Below are 15,358 nucleotides of genomic sequence, written 5' to 3'. Positions count from 1 at the left end.
GTTCAACAGCGCATAAAGCTTGCGGCGACGCGCGCGCCTTGCGACATAAGCAGCCATGAAACACGGAACCAACCCCAACTGGTTCGCGAACAGTCCCCTGTCGCGCGTCAATATCGAAAAGGATCAGGAGGCGTTCTTCAATGCGCGCCTCGCCGATCCGAAAAGCCTTGTCATTCCCTTATGGCGCGGCGACCCGTTGATGGCGGATGGCAAACCGGCGTTTCTTTCCATCGGCGCGCTGTCGCAGTTTCCCAAAGATGCGCCCGTCATTCTGTTAGGCATGAAAGACGGCCGCGCCTATTTCGCCGTCGATGTCTCTGCTGCAGAAAGCGCCGAGACCGCGCCTTTCGCCGAGATCGGCGAATATCTGCAACTGCGCATCGCCGCCAGCGTTCTTTCCCCGGACGATCTCGCGGTCATCGGTCAGGGACGATGGTATTTCGAATGGCGCAGGAAACATCGCTTCTGCGGCAATTGCGGCGGCGAAACCCGGCTTGAAGCCGGCGGCGGAAAGAGCCGTTGCGTCGCTTGCGAGGAAGAACATTTCCCGCGCATCAACCCCGTCGCCATCGTCCTCGCCATTCATGATGATGCGTGTCTTCTGGGCCGCGGGCATCAGTTTCCGCCGGGCTTTGTTTCCGCACTTGCCGGTTTCGTCGAGGCTGGCGAAACGCCGGAAGAATGCGCGCGCCGCGAACTCTTCGAAGAAGCAGGCGTCGTCATCGACGATGTGCGCTATCAGTTTTCGCAACCCTGGCCCTTCACCTGTTCCCTGATGATGGGCTTTCTCGCCGAAGCGGAAGGGCGCGAGATCAATCTCGATACGGAAGAGCTCGCCGAAGCGCGCTGGTTCGACAAGACGGATGTCATCGCCGTCCTCAATAACGAAACCCGCGACTTCAACGTGCCGCCGAAATTCACCATCGCCCGGCAATTGCTCGAGCGCTGGGTCAGGAACTAGACGTTCCGCTCTCGCGCCGTCTTGTAAACGCCGAGAATTTTCAGAGACGACGAAAAGAAGCTCAGCTCTTCCAGCGCGAGGCGAACCGGCTCGTGGCTCGGATGGCCTTCGACATCCGCATAGAACATGGTCGCGGAGAACGATCCGCCAAGCTGATAACTTTCGAGCTTGGTCATGTTGACGCCGTTGGTGGCGAAGCCGCCCAGCGCTTTGTAAAGCGCCGCGGGAATGTTCCTGACCTCGAAGATGAAGCTCGTCACCACGGGCCCGTCATCGGGCGACGCGTCCATGGGCTCATTCGCCATTTCGAGAAACCGCGTCGTGTTGTGGGGCGCGTCCTCGATATTGTGTTTCAAAATATTGAGCCCGTAGAGCTCCGCCGCCAGCACGGAGGCGACCACCGCCTCATCCATGTGGTTCGACTCGGCGAGCCGCCGCGCCGCGCCCGCCGTGTCGCCAGCGGTTTCAGGGCGGATCTTGTGGGCGTGGAGGAAGTCTCGCACCTGCGCCAGCGCCACGGGGTGCGACCGGGCGATCTTGACGTCCTCGAACTTCACGCCCGGCTTGGCCATTAGATGGTGCTCCACCGGAAGGAAGTGCTCGGCGATAATGTGAAGCCCGGCGCGGGGCAGAAGGTGGTGGATGTCGCCGACGCGGCCCGCGAGAGAATTCTCCACCGGCAACATAGCCCGCGCCGCCCGGCCCTCAGTCACGGCCTCCACCGCCTCGTCAAAGGCGCCGCACGGGAGGGGCTCGAAATCGGGTGCATAGCGGCGGCAGGCGAGTTCGGAAAAAGCGCCGGGCTCGCCCTGATAGGCGATGCGTTTTTTCTGTCCTCTGCTGGCGTCGGTCATGGCGATTTCCTGTCTTGCGGAGCCCGGCCCCCAATCGTGCGGGCCGTCGGGGCTTATGCACAAACGGGGCCTGGAGGGCAATTCGCGGCCCTGGCGCCCGCGCGAAAAGGCCGCGCGGGGGACGCGCCAAGCCGCATTGCGCCCTCCGGAGAAGACCGTTAGAACCCGCCCGGCTTTATTCAGGCTTTCCCGCCCGCTTTTCCTCGGGCCAACCCACCGGACGAGACATGCAAGACCCACTTCTCAGCAACAAGATCGCCGCTGCGGTCCTGACCGCGCTTTTGCTGATTTTCGGCCTTCCGCAACTGACTAAGGCGCTCATGGGCGGCGGCCATCATGCCGGCGGAGGCGAGCTGCATCTCGCCTATGGCGGGGAGCTTGAGCTTGATACGGGCGGCGGCGCAGCGGAAGCGGCGCCGGAAGTTGATCTCGGCACGCTCCTCGCCAATGCGAGCGCGTCAGGGGGCGAACGCCGGGCCGCGCTGTGCAAATCCTGCCACACTTTCGACAAGGGCGGCGCCAATGGCACCGGACCCAACCTTTGGGGCGTTGTCGGCGCACAGGTCGCAAATCATGCGGGCTTTAATTATACGAGCGCCCTGAAAGACGCTGGCGGCGTCTGGTCCTATGACCGCCTCGACAAATATCTCGAAAACTCGCAGGCCTATATTCCTGGCACAGCCATGGTTCAGCGCTTCGCCAAGCCCGAGCAGCGCGCCGACCTTCTCGCCTTCCTGCAGACGCTTTCGGACAGCCCGGTTCCGTTTCCGGCGCCGACCCCAGCCGCAGCCGAAGAAGACGCGGAACTCGACACGGCTGAAGAGGCGCTTGAGAACGAACCCGTCGAAGGGGCCGGCGACGCCGACCCCGAAACGGAAGAAGGCGCGCACTAAGAGAATTTTTCAGCAGGAAAAAAAGGCTTCGCAGCGTGCGAAGCCTTTTTGTGTAAGCGGGCCCTTTAACGGTTCTGCTCTAGCGCAATCTCACCGCCGTGCCGTTGCAGGAAACGAGCAGCATGGCGCCTTTCTGCGTATCCACCGCTTCATAGTCGATATCGACGCCGATGATGGCGTCGGCGCCGAGGCGCATGGCTTCTTCCTCCATGTCGCGCATAGCGTGGTCGCGCGCTTCGCGCAGCGCCTTTTGGTAGCCCTGGCTGCGGCCGCCGAGAATGTCGGTGATTCCGGCGAACAAGTCCCGGAAAATGTTAACGCCCAAAATCGCCTCGCCGGCGACGACGCCAAGGCTTTCGTGAACCTCGCGGCCCGGCGCGGAATCGGTGGTGGTTACGATCATCTATCGCCTCCCTGTTGCAGACAACGACATGGGAAGCACATCCCCCGCTTCAACTCCCGGCGGGACGAGACGAGGATGAATTGCTATTAAAAGAGACCAAAAATTTTCTTGCGCTTGTGCTTTTTGAAGTGCGCCCGGCCTTCTCTCGAGTCGAGAAAGGCGCCGTAATCGAGTTCCGGACGCTCGGTGCGGAGCGCGGTGGCGCGAAGCCCGCGGATCAAATCATCCCCGGCTGCTGAAAACGCGGTGGCGGCGACAAAGTCTTCCGCCTCGCTCGGTAGTGCGACATCGGCCTTGACGTTTTTCTTCTTGCCGGAAAAGAGCTTTTCCTTTTTCGCGAGATTGTCGCGGAGCGATGAAAAGGCTGCCTGCGCGGGCGTCGAAAAGCCTTCAGGAAGGAAGGCCTCATCCACCGGCGAATAATCCGTGCGATGCGGCACAGGAATATTGTCGATGCCCTTGCCGGTGAGATTGCGTGTCGTCTCCGCGGAAAAGCCGGACCAGATTTGTTTCAAGCGATCGCTCATAATACGTCCCTAAAGCTCAGCCTTTTCACGTTTCCATTCGAGCCCGCCATTGCGGGTGATGACCGCGACATCAATGGGCCCGCCAACCGTTTCCACGGAATGCATGACTTTCTGCTGGAATGAATTGAGCTTGATGAGCGAGGCTGCGGTCTCGCCCAGCTCTTTCTTCGGCAGCGTGTTGATGGCGCGCAGGATCGGGCGCGTGTGCACCGCATACTGATAATTATCGACGGAGCGGAAAAATTCGTTCACCGCCGCCGCAAGATTGTTGTTCGAATAATCGCGGAAGATCGCATTTTTCTGGGCGTCGTTGAGATTGGGCGTGCGGCCGACAATGTCGGCGACAAGCCCGCGCGAGAGTTTAAGCGTTTCGGAATAGACGAACATCCGCAAATGCTGATCCATGCCGGTGAGGAAAGTGCGGATCATGCGGTCCTGCGCAAAAGGCTGGAAGACGGGGCCTGAATCGGCGCCGATATCGGCTTTTCGGTCCTGTTTGCGCTTCAAGATGCCGAGCACCACCGAAGACGCGAGATAGGAGCGCATGGACGGAAACTTTTCCTTCGCCCCGAAACCGGCGAAGACGACGCCCGTATAATGCTCGAAAAACGCGTCCTTGGTGACCGCGAAGACCGCGATGGCGCGCAAGCGGTCGCGGGTTTCGTCGCTCACCGAAAGGCCCGGATATTCATTCTTCAACGAGCCGAGAAGGCTCATGATGAGCTGTTCGATTTCGCCGCCGTAACGCCGGCGCACCTGTTCCGCCATGCCTTTCGGAAAGCAGGGCAGGTCGCCGCGGGGGCTGTCGTCCGGACAGCGCTGATAATCGGCGTGCATTTCGCCGACCACGAATTCGAAAATCGAGGAAACGTGATCGCGCACGCCTGCCGCATGGGACTGCGCGAATTTCTGGACCTGGTAGTCGAATTCCTCGGCGAGCACGGTGTAGACCACCGCAACGACCTTGAAGAATTCCGTGTCTTGATGGTCGGCCGGAAAAAGATCGGGATTGCCGGATAGAAACTCCATGAAGTCTTCGGCATAGGCGGCGACCGTGTCGAGTGAGCGCCCGCGCGCCTGCTCGCGATAAAGGGAGATCACCGTCTCCCATGGCGTCGACATGATTTCGGCGTTGTTATAGATCATCACCGCAATCGGCTGGCCCTCGACCAGCGGGAACAGCTTGTCCGCGGAATTATAAGTCTTGAGATAGCGGTCGCCGGAGATCGTCACGGCGCTGTCCGCCGCCATCGCCACCGCCTGACGGTTCATCAACACGACTTCGGACGTCATCTACCCCTCGCAATCCCCTGCCGGGCCAGACCTTGAGCAGCCCCAAAACAGCCCGGTCGAGCCCCTCCCCGGTCCGGCTTAACGTGATGTTAACTGGAAAATCGCGGTTTGGGAACAAGCGCGGCCGATCCGAAATGAGGGGAAAAAGCCGCAAATCAGACCCTTGGGCGGTTACCGCGCGTTAGCCAAGAGCCCTGAAAAACTAGGGAAAATTTTCATTTCTTTAGATGAACATTTTTCCATGTCAGGGAAGGGAGAGCCCCTCATGGACGTGACCATCGTGACGACCTATCTCGCCGGTCTCAGCCTCGTCGAATGGATGATTTTCGGCTTCATCGGCGCCAACGCCCTTATTGCAGGCGTCTGTCTCGTCGAGCGCGGCCTCCTTCGCGAAGAAGCCCGGATCAAGGACTGAACCGGCTCGCATCGAAGCCGAGCGCTTCGCGCATTCGGCTGATCTCCTCCAGCTTGGCGTCAAAAAGCGACCAGTCGTCTTTTTCCGCGATCGGCGCCCAGATCGCCTCGACTTCGTCGATGAGCATGGCGCAGGGCTTGCCGCTGAAATAGTCGTGTGAGAGCCGTTCCGGTTTTTCCGGCGTGAACGATGTCAGCGCGTTTCTGATGTCAGCAAATTTTTCCTGTTCGTAAAGTTCGGCGGCGGGGCTTTGCGCCGCACGATTCTCTGAGGCCGATCCGCAGAACCAGTCGAAGAAAACCCGTTCGTATGGCGCGCCGGTTTCAGTCATCCATTTTAGGAAATCCGCAACGAAGGCGAAGTCGCTCTCGCCTCGCCGCTGAACGCCGAGACGGCGGAAAAAAGCCTCAGCCATCGCCTCTTCATAGGCGCCGGAAAAACTTTGCAGTGCTTCATTGAGCGCATCGACCGGCGCCAGCAGCGACAGGGCGCCGCCGAGTTGCGCAAGGTTCCACGCGCCCGCCTCCGCCTGCCGCCCGAAGGCATAAAGGCCTGTCTGATCGAAATAAGCCGCCGTAAAAGACGGATCGGCGACGGGCGTAAATCGCCACGGGCCGTAGTCGAAGCTCTCGCCGGTGACGTTCATGTTGTCGGTGTTCAAAACCCCATGAACGAATCCCGCCGCCATCCATTGCGCGACCAATTGGGCCGTATGCTGAACGACCGTGCGGAAGAACGAGACGATCCGCGCCTCGCCGGCCTTGTCGCCGAGCGCCGGATAAAACTGCGCGATGCAGTAATCGACGAGTGCGGCGATCGCCTCACCGTTTTTCTCATAAGCGAGACGCTGAAACGCGCCGAAGCGCACATGGGAATGAGAGAGGCGCACCAGCACCGATGAGCGCGCCGGGGACGGCTCGTCCTCGCGATAAAGCTTCTCGCCGGTTTCGATCAGGCTAAAGGTTTTCGAGGTATAGACGCCGAGCGCTTCCAGCATCTCCGTCGCCAGCACCTCGCGGACGCCGCCTTTCAGGGTCAGGCGTCCGTCGCCGAACCGCGAATAAGGAGTCTTGCCCGAGCCTTTGGTGCCGAGATCGAGGAGCCGGTTCTGATCGTCGCGCAGTTGCGCGAACAGAAACCCCCGCCCGTCGCCAATATCGGGATTATAGGTGCGGAACTGGTGGCCGTGATAGCGGATGGCGACCGGCGCGGAGAGATTGTCCGGCAGCGGCTCGAACCGGCCGAAATGGGCGATCCACTCTGCTTCCGACAAACGCCCAAGCCCCACCTTCTCCGCCCAGCGCCGGTTCCGGTAACGGACAACATGTTCCGGAAAGGCCGCGGCTGCCACCGGATCGTAGAAGGGAGCGCCCTTTTCACGCCCTAAGCTCTCAAAAACCGGGTCAGGCTTATAATTTTCCACTGCGAATATGGACCTTCTTGACCATTTGCGCCAAAAGTCGGCGCTTCTCGCGGGCGCGAAACGCCGCGCCCGCCGTACCTCTAACACGTTGAGACAGAGAATCGACCATGGACGCCGCCCGTCTTCCCACTGCTGATGATGTTCGCGCCGCCGCCGAACGGATCGCGGGACGGATTAAGCGCACGCCGCTGGTCCATGCCAGGAAGCTTTCGGCGATCACTGGCGCCGATATCTACCTGAAGCTTGAGAACCTCCAATATACAGGCGCGTTCAAGGAGCGCGGCGCGCTCAACAAGTTGATGCTGCTTTCCAACGCGGACAAAAAACGCGGCGTCATCGCCGCCTCCGCCGGCAATCATGCGCAAGGCGTGGCGCGCAACGCCGCCGCGCTCGGCATTCCGGCCGTCATTGTCATGCCCGTGACGACGCCGGATGTGAAAGTCCGACAAACCCGCGAGCTCGGCGCCGAGGTGGTCCTCACCGGTCATGATTTCGACGAGGCGAAAGCCGCAGCCGCGAAAATCGAAAAGGAGCGCGGCCTCGTTTTCGTGCATCCCTTCGACGACGCCGACGTCATTGCGGGACAAGGCACGGTGGCGCTCGAAATGATCGAGGACGGTCCCAAATTCGACGCTATGATCGTCCCTATCGGCGGCGGCGGGCTGATCGCCGGCATGGCGCTTGCGATCAAGGATCTGTCGCCCGAAACCGAGATCATCGGCGTGCAGGCGGCGCTCTTTCCTTCCATGGCCAACGCCATTGACGGCGGCAAGCGCGAGACCGGCGGCAACACGCTGGCCGAAGGCATTGCGGTCAAGGAAGCAGGCGCGCTGACCCGCCAGATCGTGCGCGACTGCGTCGACGACATCGTCCTCGTCGATGAACGCATTCTGGAGCGCGCGCTGTCGATCCTGATGATGGAGCAGAAGCTGCTGGTGGAAGGCGCCGGCGCCGCAGGCCTCGCCGCCATTCTCGCCGAGCCGGAGCGCTTCCGCGGCAAGACCGTGGGCCTCGTCCTCTGCGGCGGCAATATCGACGCGCGGCTGTTGTCGATGATCCTGATGCGCGACCTCGCGCGCGCAGGACGTCTCGCCCGGCTTCGCGTGCAGCTTCTCGACATGCCGGGCCAACTCGTCCGTGTGGCGACGATCATCGCCAATCAGGACGGCAATGTCATCGATGTGGGCCACCACCGCACCTATTCGGACCTTCCCGCCAAGATGACCTGCATGGACGTCACCATCGACACGCAAGGCCAGGAACATCTAAACCGGATCCTGCAAAATCTCCGCGACGAAGGCTACGAAGTGGAGATCGCCGCCTACTAGGCACTCTCCTTGCGCCCTCTCGTATCGTTCTGAAACATCGGGGAAAGTTCTTTTCCGTTGAATCTCTCTCGCGTGAGCTTACATTTACGAATGCACGTCAGGGGCGAGGACGAGATGGCGCAACAAAAGCGGCTTTTGGGGTTTGTCGGGCTTTTCATTCTGGCGGCGACGCTGCTAGGCCTCAGTGCTTTCGCGCAACAACCTTCTGATAGCGCCCGCACCGGCGTCATCCTGACCCTAAACGGCGCAGTAACGCCGCCTGCAGCGCAATATCTCGAACGCGAGATCATGTCTGCTTCCGAGGCAGGGCGCGAAATTGTCATTATCGAAATCGACACGCCTGGCGGGCTGATGGATTCCATGAAGACCATCATCAAGGCAATCCTCGCTTCCGATACGCCGGTCGCGACCTACGTCTCGCCGCAAGGCGCGCGCTCGGCGAGCGCCGGGCTCTACATTATGTATTCCGCCCATGTTTCGGCCATGGCGCCCGCGACCAATACGGGCGCGGCGACGCCGGTTGAGATCGGCGGCGCGCCATTGGACGACAGTCCCTTCGAGGAGCAAAGCCCTGCGGAGGACACGGACAAGGTGACGAACCCCGCCGAAATCGAAGGCGGCGCCAACGCGGAAGACATCGAAGACGCAAGAGAGGCCGCGCCGCAATCAACGCGCGACAACCCGCGCACCCTCTCCAACGACGACGCCCTGCGCTCAAAAGCGATCAATGACGCCGTCGCCTATATCCGGTCCCTCGCAGAAGAGCGCGGCCGCAACGCCGACTGGGCGGAAAGCGCCGTGCGCGACGCCGCATCGGTCACCGCCAATGAAGCGCTGGAGCTTGGCGTCGTGGATCACGTCGCGACGGACATTGACGACCTGCTGAGACAGATGAACGGCCGCACCGTCACGGTGGCGTCGGGCGAAAAAACACTGAACACCGAGAATATCCGGCTCGAGCGCGTCGAGGCGACGCTGATCGAGCGAATTCTCGCTTTCGTCGCCGACCCCAATGTGGCGGTGATCCTGATGTCGCTGGCGACCACCGGCATTATCATCGAAATGTGGAATCCGGGCTCGATCTTTCCGGGCGTTGTCGGCGTCCTCTGCCTCATTCTCGGTTTTTACGCCTTTCAGGTTCTTCCCTATAACTCGCTCGGCCTCGCGCTGATGGCGGTCGGCGCCCTGATGATCCTGATCGAGGCTTATACGCCCACCTTGGGGCTTGTGGGTCTCGCCGGCCTTGGCGTGTTCGGCTTCGGCCTTTTCGTTGTCTTCCCAGAAGGCTTCCGAGTCTCGACGAGCGTCATAGCAACCATCATCGCCATCGCCGGCGCGTTTCTGGGGCTCATCCTTTTCGCCATTGTCGGCTCGCGCAGTCACGGCCCTCTGATTGGCGCCGAGGCCATCCGCAAGCGCGAAGGGGTTGTTGAAGAATGGAACGGCAAGGAAGGTTGGGTCATCGTCGAGGGAGAGCGCTGGCGCGCGCGATCCGAAAAGCCCCTAAGCCCCGGCGACAAGGTGCGCGTCCTGGAAATCGACGGCCTTGTTCTCGTCGTCAAACAGGCCAAAGCTGGCGGCCTGCTCGGCGCGATGCAGCCGAAAGAGGCCTAAAAGGATGATCGAGATCACGGGACTGCCCGACGATCCATGGAGATTCTTTTTCATCTTTTTCGTCGCCGGCCTTGCAGCTGTCGCCGCCGCCAAACTTTACGGCCTCTTCTTCATGCGCTGGAAAACGCCCTTCCGGGTGGGGGAAGCCATGAATGTCAATCGCGCCGAAGTCGTCGAGTGGGCGAACGGCAAGGGATATGTTTCGGCAGGCGGAGAATTGTGGCGCGCAACCTCGTCAGACCCGCTGCAGCCCGGCGACGCCGTAGCGGTTCTTTCCGTCAACGGATTGTCGCTGCAAGTGAAAAAAGAGACGCGCTGACGAGAACCCAAGGGCGCGAGGGAGCGCCAAAGACTGGAAAAACAAGGAGGCCCCATGGGCGGAATAGGCTTACTCATCCCATTGCTGGCGCTGGCGTTCGTCGTCATCACCAGCATCATCAAAGTCCTGAAAGAGTATGAGCGGGGCGTCATTTTCACGCTCGGCCGGGTCGGGCGGAAGGCGGCGGGGCCGGGCCTCATTCTCCTGATCCCCATCATCCAGACCATGCGCAAGGTCGATATGCGCACGCTGGTTCACGACGTGCCGACCCAGGACGTGATTTCTCAGGACAACGTCTCGGTGAAGGTGAACGCCGTCATCTATTACCGCGTCGTCGACGCCGTGCGCGCAGTCGTGCAGGTCGAAAATTACATGGCGGCGACGAGCCAGCTCGCCCAGACCACCCTGCGCTCGGTGCTCGGCAAGCACGATCTCGACGAGATGCTGCAGGAGCGCGACAAGCTCAACAAGGATATTCAGGAAATCCTCGACCACCAGACGGAGGCGTGGGGCATCAAGGTCTCTAACGTCGAGATCAAACATGTGGACGTCGACCAGTCGATGATCCGGGCGATCGCCCGTCAGGCCGAAGCTGAGCGCGAGCGCCGCTCGAAAGTCATCCTGGCCGAGGGCGAATATCAGGCAGCGGCTAAGCTTTCCGAGGCGGCGCAGGTGCTCGCCACGTCTCCCGGCGCCATGGAGTTGCGCTATCTCAACTCCCTGCAGGACATCGCCGGAGACCGCACCAACACGATCGTCTTCCCGTTCTCGTTGAACGAACTTGCGGACCGCTTCCGCTCCTGACCGTGCGTTAAATGACTCCATGGCAAGGGATGCGCTTGACGGCGCATCCCTTTTGCGTTTGCGAAGGCCTGTTGAAATACTGCAACACTATTTTATCGCCTATCCGGGTTTGCTGCATCAATTTCTGTTTTGGATTTCCGTTCCGCGTTAGAGTGGCGCCGGGAGCAACAGGATCAGGGCCGGTTCTCCCCAAATTACGCATGACGCCGGCATACCGGCGCGGCAACATCAGGGAGGAAACCATGAAACTTGGCCTAGCCGCCAGAACGTCAGCCATTGCGCTCGCCGCCAGTCTGGCCGCAGCGTCCGCCGCATCCGCCCAAACATCCGTTGAAACGCTCCGCGACACGATTTTCGTCACCGGCACCAAGAAAGCCAACGCCGAAGACGTTCAGGACGTCCCGCTCGCCATAACGGCCTATGGTGAGGACCAGATCGACGCGCTGAAAGTCCGCGATCTGCAAAGCCTTTCCTACTCGATCCCGAACGTTTCTTTCGACGATGTCGGCACGACCCGCGGCGTCGCGAACTTTTCGATCCGCGGCCTCGGCATCAACTCGTCGATCCCCTCCATCGACCCGACCGTCGGCGTCTTCGTCGACGGCGTTTATCTCGGCATTAATGGTGGCGTCGTTCTGGACATTTTCGACCTTGAATCGATCGAGGTCCTGCGCGGACCGCAAGGCATTCTCTTCGGCCGCAATGTCACGGGCGGCGCCGTCCTGCTGAACTCCAAAAGGCCGTCCGACGAATTTGAAGCGTCGTTCAAAGGCGCGGCGGAAAGCGGCCTCAATGGCGGCGGACCCAACTACTACGCCATGGCTGGCGTGGGCGGACCGATTATCGAAGACATCCTGAAAGCCCGGGTCTCGGTCTACTACAACAAAGACGAGGGCTATTTCCGGCGCTATCTTGGCGGGCCGGTTCCCAATCTCATCGCTGCCGGCGCTTTCGGCGCCGCTGCGCCGCTAGTGGCGACATCGGGGCCCGATGCATTCGAGGATTTCGGCGCAGCGGAAACCTGGATGATCCGTCCGTCGCTGTCCTTTACTCCGAGCGACAATTTCGAACTGCTGCTGCGTTATGAGCATTTCGACAGCGAGGGCGACGGCCCCGCCGGTCAGAACCACACCAACGGCGCCGGCGTCACCAACCCGTTCTTCTCCGCGCCGCGCGACAGCTTCGACTTCTCCATCGACGAGCCTGGCTTCTACGAGACCAAGCGCGACGCCGTGACGGCGGAAATGAACTGGAATGTGGGCTTCGGAGACGGCGTCATCACCAATATTTTCGGCTGGCGCAAGGGAACGAGCGACACGCAAAGCGATATCGACGCAACGCCGCTCTTCTTGTTCCATGCAGGCTCAACCACAGATCAGGACCAGCTTTCTAACGAGTTGCGTTATGCCGGCCGGTTCTTCGACCGCATCGACCTGACCGTCGGCGGCTACTGGTTCACGCAGGACCTGCTTTACAACGAAACGCGCCAAATACCGCTGGCCGCCATCAGCTCTGGATCGCCCTATTTCAGCGGCGGCGGCGTTCAAGATCAGGTCACTTACGCAGCCTTCGGGCAGGCCGACATCGATCTCGCCGAGAACTTCACGCTTATCCTCGGCGGCCGCTGGACTTATGAGAAGAAAGAGGTGGTGATTTCCAATCTTCTCGCCAACCGGGGCTTCCCATTCTGCGACGTTCGCATTCCGGGCGATTGTTCGGAGGACTTCGTCGATGAGGACAGCTGGAAGAACTTTACAGGCAAGGTCGGTTTCGAGTGGCGGCCTATCGACGACCTCAACGTCTATGCGCATTACACGCAGGGCGTCCGCTCCGGCGGCTACAACTTCCGCAACACATCGGCGGCGTCTTTGCCTTTCGTGGCGAATCCCGCGCCGCCGCCGGCGATCGTCCCGAACCCGGCTTTTGATCCCCTGTTCCTGCCGGGGCCCTTCGACGAGGAAAAAGTCAACGCCTTTGAAGTCGGTTTCAAGGCGCAGCCCGCCGAAGGCAAAGCGGTCGTCAACGCCGCCTTCTTCGTCAACGACGTCAGCGATATGCAGCGCGAACTCAACCTTACCGATCCCATCGCCGGCGTGGTGCAGGTCATCACCAATACGGCAGACGCCACCATCTGGGGCTTCGAACTCGAGGCGCAGATTGCGTTCACCGACAATTTCCTCTTCCAGGGATCGCTGGGCCACACTCAGGGCGAATATGACGACCTTCTGTTCGACATCGGCGCGCCGGCGGTGAGCCCCGGCGTTGTGGATGAGGCGGATCTCAATCTTGAGATTCCGCGCCTTGCGCCATGGACCTATGGCGCTGGATTCATCTACTCTTGGGACCTCGGGGAGACCGGCTCCGTCGACGCCCGGTTCCGCTACTATCATCGCGATGCGTCGTTCTACACGGACAACAATCTCGGCACGCTGAACCCGTATGACGCTATCGATGCGAGCGTCAGCCTGACGACCTTCGACAACCGGGCGACGATCTCGCTCTATGGCAAGAACCTCCTCAATGAGGTGCAGTTCGGCGGGGACACCCAGCTTCCGGGCTCGCTCGGCGGCGGCAGTTTCGCCCCGCTGCAAAAAGGCCGGATCGTGGGCATCGAGCTGCAGCTCGCCACCAACTAATCACCGGCTTCAGGATTTGAAGGGCTCTGCGCTTTTGCGCAGGGCCCTTTTTCTTTGCGCGGAGGGCGCCGCCTTGCCGGAGCGGGAGCGTCGAGGCATTCTAGCTTTTTGTTTTCGCTTTCCTTTTCAGGAGCTCCCCGTGGCGGACGCCATAATCCTCGACGTCACTGGCTATCGCTGCCCCCTCCCGGTGATCCGCATGGAGGCGGCGCTGCGCCGCATGGCGCCCGGAGAGGCGCTGATCGTCCGCGCGGACGACCCGATCGCCGCTCTTGATATCCCTCATTTCTGCCGGGAGGCGGGGCATGACGCCCGCCGACAGCCTGATGAGGACGAGGCAGGACGAACGGTTTGCGTCTTTCTGGTCACGCGAGGCGCGAATCCGGCCTGAATTCCGGGCCCCACGCCTCTGTGACGGATCTAGGGGCGCCCTTTTGCTTTCGGGAATGGTAAAGGTTAATCTGGAGAGACGCGCCGGACCGTGCTTTAATGAGGGTCTGGCGAAGGTCGGTGTTGAAGCGCCGTTCCGGGCCGGGTTGGGCCAGGGGGTCTGTGAGGGGAAGCGGGGATATGAAGAGAGATCCAAAAATGCTGTTTGGAAAAGCGCGCCGTCTGATCGGCGGCATGGCGGCGGCGTCAATCCTGGCGCTTGCGGCGGTCAGTCCGGCCCACGCCACTTACGAGGCCGGGCTCGAGGCGTACAAAAACGGCCAGTATGCGCAGGCCCTCGACATCTGGCGGCGCTTCGCCTTCGCGGGCGACATCCGCTCCAAGAAAATTCTCGGCGACGTTTATTCGGGCAAGCCGCTTGAGGCCGCGCGCAGCGCCGCCGCGCCATTGGAAGAAATTCCGGTGGATAATGTGCAGGCGCTGTTGTGGTACACGCTCGCGGCCTATCACGACTTCTCCGCATACCAACTTCCCACTGCGGACGAGGTGAACGCGCAAATCCTCGCAGAAGCGCGCCTGACGGATATTCGCTTCCGCATGAGCTCGTCGGACGTTTCCAAAGCTGAAAGCCTCGTGGCGCAGACCTTCGAAGCCGGGAGCCCTTATGACATCTACCGCCTCGGCGAGATGTATCAGAAAGGCGCGGGCGTCGAGAAAGACAATACCAAGGCCCTGCAGATGTACGCGCTCGCGAAAGAACGCGGCGTCGGGGAAGCGAGCGCGGCTTACGAATTTCTCGAACCGCTCATGAACCCGAAAGAAATCAAGCTCGCCCAGGAATCCGTTGTCGACTGGCAGCCGCCGCTCCCGATCGAGCACACGCGGCCGACGCGCCAGCAGGAAGAGCTTGAGCGCCTGAAACGCGAGCTTGAAGAAATCCGCATGGCTGACGCGCTTGAAGCCGTCTCCGACATCGATGTGGAGCTTGTCCAGCGCGCGCTTAACGCCCTCGGCTTCCGCGCCGGCACAGTGGACAACAAGCTCGGGCCCTCGACCCGCGACGCCATCCGCCGCTTCCAGTATTCGCAGGTCGCCCGCGACTTCGACATGACCGCTGAAGAGAAAGAAGCTGTGGTCACAGGCGTTTTAACTCCACGCCAGACGGTCGATCTCTTCGCCGACGCCGCCAAAGCGAAACATCCGATGTCGCAATATGTCTACGGCATCATGCATGTGCGCGGCATCGGCGTCGATCAGGACGGCCAGCAGGCGGTCAAATGGCTTGCCGACGCTGCAGACCAGAACCTCGCCATCGCGCATTTCGCGCTCGGCGTGGTTTATCGCGACGGCACTACGGGCCTCAACGAAGTCGCCCCGGACGAACGTAAATCCGCATTCCACTTCGCCCGCGCTTCTGCGCTCGGCTACACGCCGGCGAACGATGCGCTGCGCCGCCTGAGCTTCGAATCCACGCGTGACAATCTGTAGGGGGTTTTGA

Annotated in this window: 15 protein-coding genes; 10 read left to right on the top strand and 5 right to left on the bottom strand. The window is 61.1% G+C overall.

Annotated features, from left to right (window positions below):
• The first annotated feature begins 55 nt into the window (after positions 1 to 55).
• Positions 56 to 961 (top strand): NAD(+) diphosphatase, encoded by a 906-nt coding sequence (gene nudC / locus ACQY5P_RS13210; protein ID WP_428407337.1) that lies wholly within the window; start codon positions 56 to 58, stop codon positions 959 to 961.
• Here nudC and ACQY5P_RS13205 read toward each other — a convergent pair.
• Complete coding sequence (locus ACQY5P_RS13205) at positions 958 to 1,815, bottom strand: prephenate dehydratase (protein ID WP_428407336.1); 858 nt, start codon at positions 1,813 to 1,815, stop codon at positions 958 to 960. The genes nudC and ACQY5P_RS13205 overlap by 4 nt on opposite strands.
• Positions 1,816 to 2,042: 227 nt before the next feature.
• On the opposite strand from ACQY5P_RS13205, the gene ACQY5P_RS13200 reads away from it, so the two are divergent.
• The gene (locus tag ACQY5P_RS13200) at positions 2,043 to 2,708 is read left to right on the top strand and encodes a c-type cytochrome (protein ID WP_428407335.1); all 666 of its coding nucleotides are present in this window, start codon (positions 2,043 to 2,045) and stop codon (positions 2,706 to 2,708) included.
• Between the two features lie 79 nt (positions 2,709 to 2,787).
• Here ACQY5P_RS13200 and ACQY5P_RS13195 read toward each other — a convergent pair whose 3' ends face one another.
• The 3 genes from ACQY5P_RS13195 to ACQY5P_RS13185 form a co-directional block, all read right to left on the bottom strand.
• Entirely contained in the window at positions 2,788 to 3,111 is a 324-nt protein-coding gene (locus ACQY5P_RS13195; protein ID WP_428407334.1) for a YbjQ family protein, read from the bottom strand.
• Positions 3,112 to 3,197: 86 nt separating this feature from the next.
• Positions 3,198 to 3,638: a hypothetical protein gene (locus ACQY5P_RS13190; RefSeq protein WP_428407333.1), complete on the bottom strand. Its 441-nt coding sequence runs from the start codon at positions 3,636 to 3,638 to the stop codon at positions 3,198 to 3,200.
• Between the two features lie 9 nt (positions 3,639 to 3,647).
• On the bottom strand, positions 3,648 to 4,931 hold the full coding sequence (locus ACQY5P_RS13185) for a hypothetical protein (RefSeq protein WP_428407332.1): 1,284 nt from the start codon (positions 4,929 to 4,931) through the stop codon (positions 3,648 to 3,650).
• Between the two features lie 265 nt (positions 4,932 to 5,196).
• On the opposite strand from ACQY5P_RS13185, the gene ACQY5P_RS13180 reads away from it, so the two are divergent.
• Complete coding sequence (locus ACQY5P_RS13180) at positions 5,197 to 5,346, top strand: hypothetical protein (protein ID WP_428407331.1); 150 nt, start codon at positions 5,197 to 5,199, stop codon at positions 5,344 to 5,346.
• On the opposite strand, the gene ACQY5P_RS13175 is transcribed toward ACQY5P_RS13180, so the two are convergent.
• Positions 5,336 to 6,769, bottom strand: coding sequence for a protein adenylyltransferase SelO (locus ACQY5P_RS13175; RefSeq protein ID WP_428407330.1), 1,434 nt, complete (start codon positions 6,767 to 6,769; stop codon positions 5,336 to 5,338). The genes ACQY5P_RS13180 and ACQY5P_RS13175 overlap by 11 nt on opposite strands.
• Before the next feature lie 107 nt (positions 6,770 to 6,876).
• Here ACQY5P_RS13175 and ACQY5P_RS13170 point away from each other — a divergent pair, with 107 nt between their 5' ends.
• From ACQY5P_RS13170 to ACQY5P_RS13140, 7 genes are all read left to right on the top strand, one after another.
• Positions 6,877 to 8,097, top strand: a complete 1,221-nt coding sequence (locus tag ACQY5P_RS13170; protein WP_428407329.1) for a threonine ammonia-lyase — start codon at positions 6,877 to 6,879, stop codon at positions 8,095 to 8,097.
• A 114-nt stretch (positions 8,098 to 8,211) separates the two neighbouring features.
• Positions 8,212 to 9,711, top strand: a complete 1,500-nt coding sequence (locus ACQY5P_RS13165) for an NfeD family protein (protein WP_428407328.1) — start codon at positions 8,212 to 8,214, stop codon at positions 9,709 to 9,711.
• A gap of 4 nt (positions 9,712 to 9,715) precedes the next feature.
• A complete protein-coding gene (locus tag ACQY5P_RS13160; protein WP_428407327.1) occupies positions 9,716 to 10,030 on the top strand; it encodes an NfeD family protein in 315 nt (104 codons plus the stop codon).
• Between the two features lie 54 nt (positions 10,031 to 10,084).
• Positions 10,085 to 10,834 (top strand): slipin family protein, encoded by a 750-nt coding sequence (locus ACQY5P_RS13155; RefSeq protein WP_428407326.1) that lies wholly within the window; start codon positions 10,085 to 10,087, stop codon positions 10,832 to 10,834.
• A gap of 242 nt (positions 10,835 to 11,076) precedes the next feature.
• Positions 11,077 to 13,470, top strand: coding sequence for a TonB-dependent receptor (locus ACQY5P_RS13150; protein WP_428407325.1), 2,394 nt, complete (start codon positions 11,077 to 11,079; stop codon positions 13,468 to 13,470).
• 139 nt (positions 13,471 to 13,609) lie between these two features.
• Positions 13,610 to 13,861: a sulfurtransferase TusA family protein gene (locus ACQY5P_RS13145; protein ID WP_428407324.1), complete on the top strand. Its 252-nt coding sequence runs from the start codon at positions 13,610 to 13,612 to the stop codon at positions 13,859 to 13,861.
• A 197-nt stretch (positions 13,862 to 14,058) separates the two neighbouring features.
• Entirely contained in the window at positions 14,059 to 15,348 is a 1,290-nt protein-coding gene (locus ACQY5P_RS13140) for a peptidoglycan-binding protein (protein ID WP_428407323.1), read from the top strand.
• Positions 15,349 to 15,358 lie beyond the last annotated feature (10 nt).

It is taken from the genome of Hyphococcus sp. (genome assembly GCF_965267305.1).
GTDB lineage: Bacteria > Pseudomonadota > Alphaproteobacteria > Caulobacterales > Parvularculaceae > Hyphococcus.
The sequence above is the reverse complement of the archived record's forward strand: the minus strand, read 5'-3'. Positions and strand labels throughout refer to the sequence as shown.

Excerpts from the sequence above, each read along its gene's own strand:
- nudC (WP_428407337.1), top strand. The coding sequence starts at position 56 with ATGAAACACGGAACCAACCCCAACTGGTTCGCGAACAGTCCCCTGTCG.
- ACQY5P_RS13200 (WP_428407335.1), top strand. The coding sequence starts at position 2,043 with ATGCAAGACCCACTTCTCAGCAACAAGATCGCCGCTGCGGTCCTGACC.
- ACQY5P_RS13205 (WP_428407336.1), bottom strand. The coding sequence starts at position 1,815 with ATGACCGACGCCAGCAGAGGACAGAAAAAACGCATCGCCTATCAGGGC.
- ACQY5P_RS13185 (WP_428407332.1), bottom strand. The coding sequence starts at position 4,931 with ATGACGTCCGAAGTCGTGTTGATGAACCGTCAGGCGGTGGCGATGGCG.
- ACQY5P_RS13190 (WP_428407333.1), bottom strand. The coding sequence starts at position 3,638 with ATGAGCGATCGCTTGAAACAAATCTGGTCCGGCTTTTCCGCGGAGACG.
- ACQY5P_RS13195 (WP_428407334.1), bottom strand. The coding sequence starts at position 3,111 with ATGATCGTAACCACCACCGATTCCGCGCCGGGCCGCGAGGTTCACGAA.
- ACQY5P_RS13160 (WP_428407327.1), top strand. The coding sequence starts at position 9,716 with ATGATCGAGATCACGGGACTGCCCGACGATCCATGGAGATTCTTTTTC.
- ACQY5P_RS13165 (WP_428407328.1), top strand. The coding sequence starts at position 8,212 with ATGGCGCAACAAAAGCGGCTTTTGGGGTTTGTCGGGCTTTTCATTCTG.
- ACQY5P_RS13180 (WP_428407331.1), top strand. The coding sequence starts at position 5,197 with ATGGACGTGACCATCGTGACGACCTATCTCGCCGGTCTCAGCCTCGTC.
- ACQY5P_RS13170 (WP_428407329.1), top strand. The coding sequence starts at position 6,877 with ATGGACGCCGCCCGTCTTCCCACTGCTGATGATGTTCGCGCCGCCGCC.
- ACQY5P_RS13150 (WP_428407325.1), top strand. The coding sequence starts at position 11,077 with ATGAAACTTGGCCTAGCCGCCAGAACGTCAGCCATTGCGCTCGCCGCC.
- ACQY5P_RS13140 (WP_428407323.1), top strand. The coding sequence starts at position 14,059 with ATGCTGTTTGGAAAAGCGCGCCGTCTGATCGGCGGCATGGCGGCGGCG.
- ACQY5P_RS13155 (WP_428407326.1), top strand. The coding sequence starts at position 10,085 with ATGGGCGGAATAGGCTTACTCATCCCATTGCTGGCGCTGGCGTTCGTC.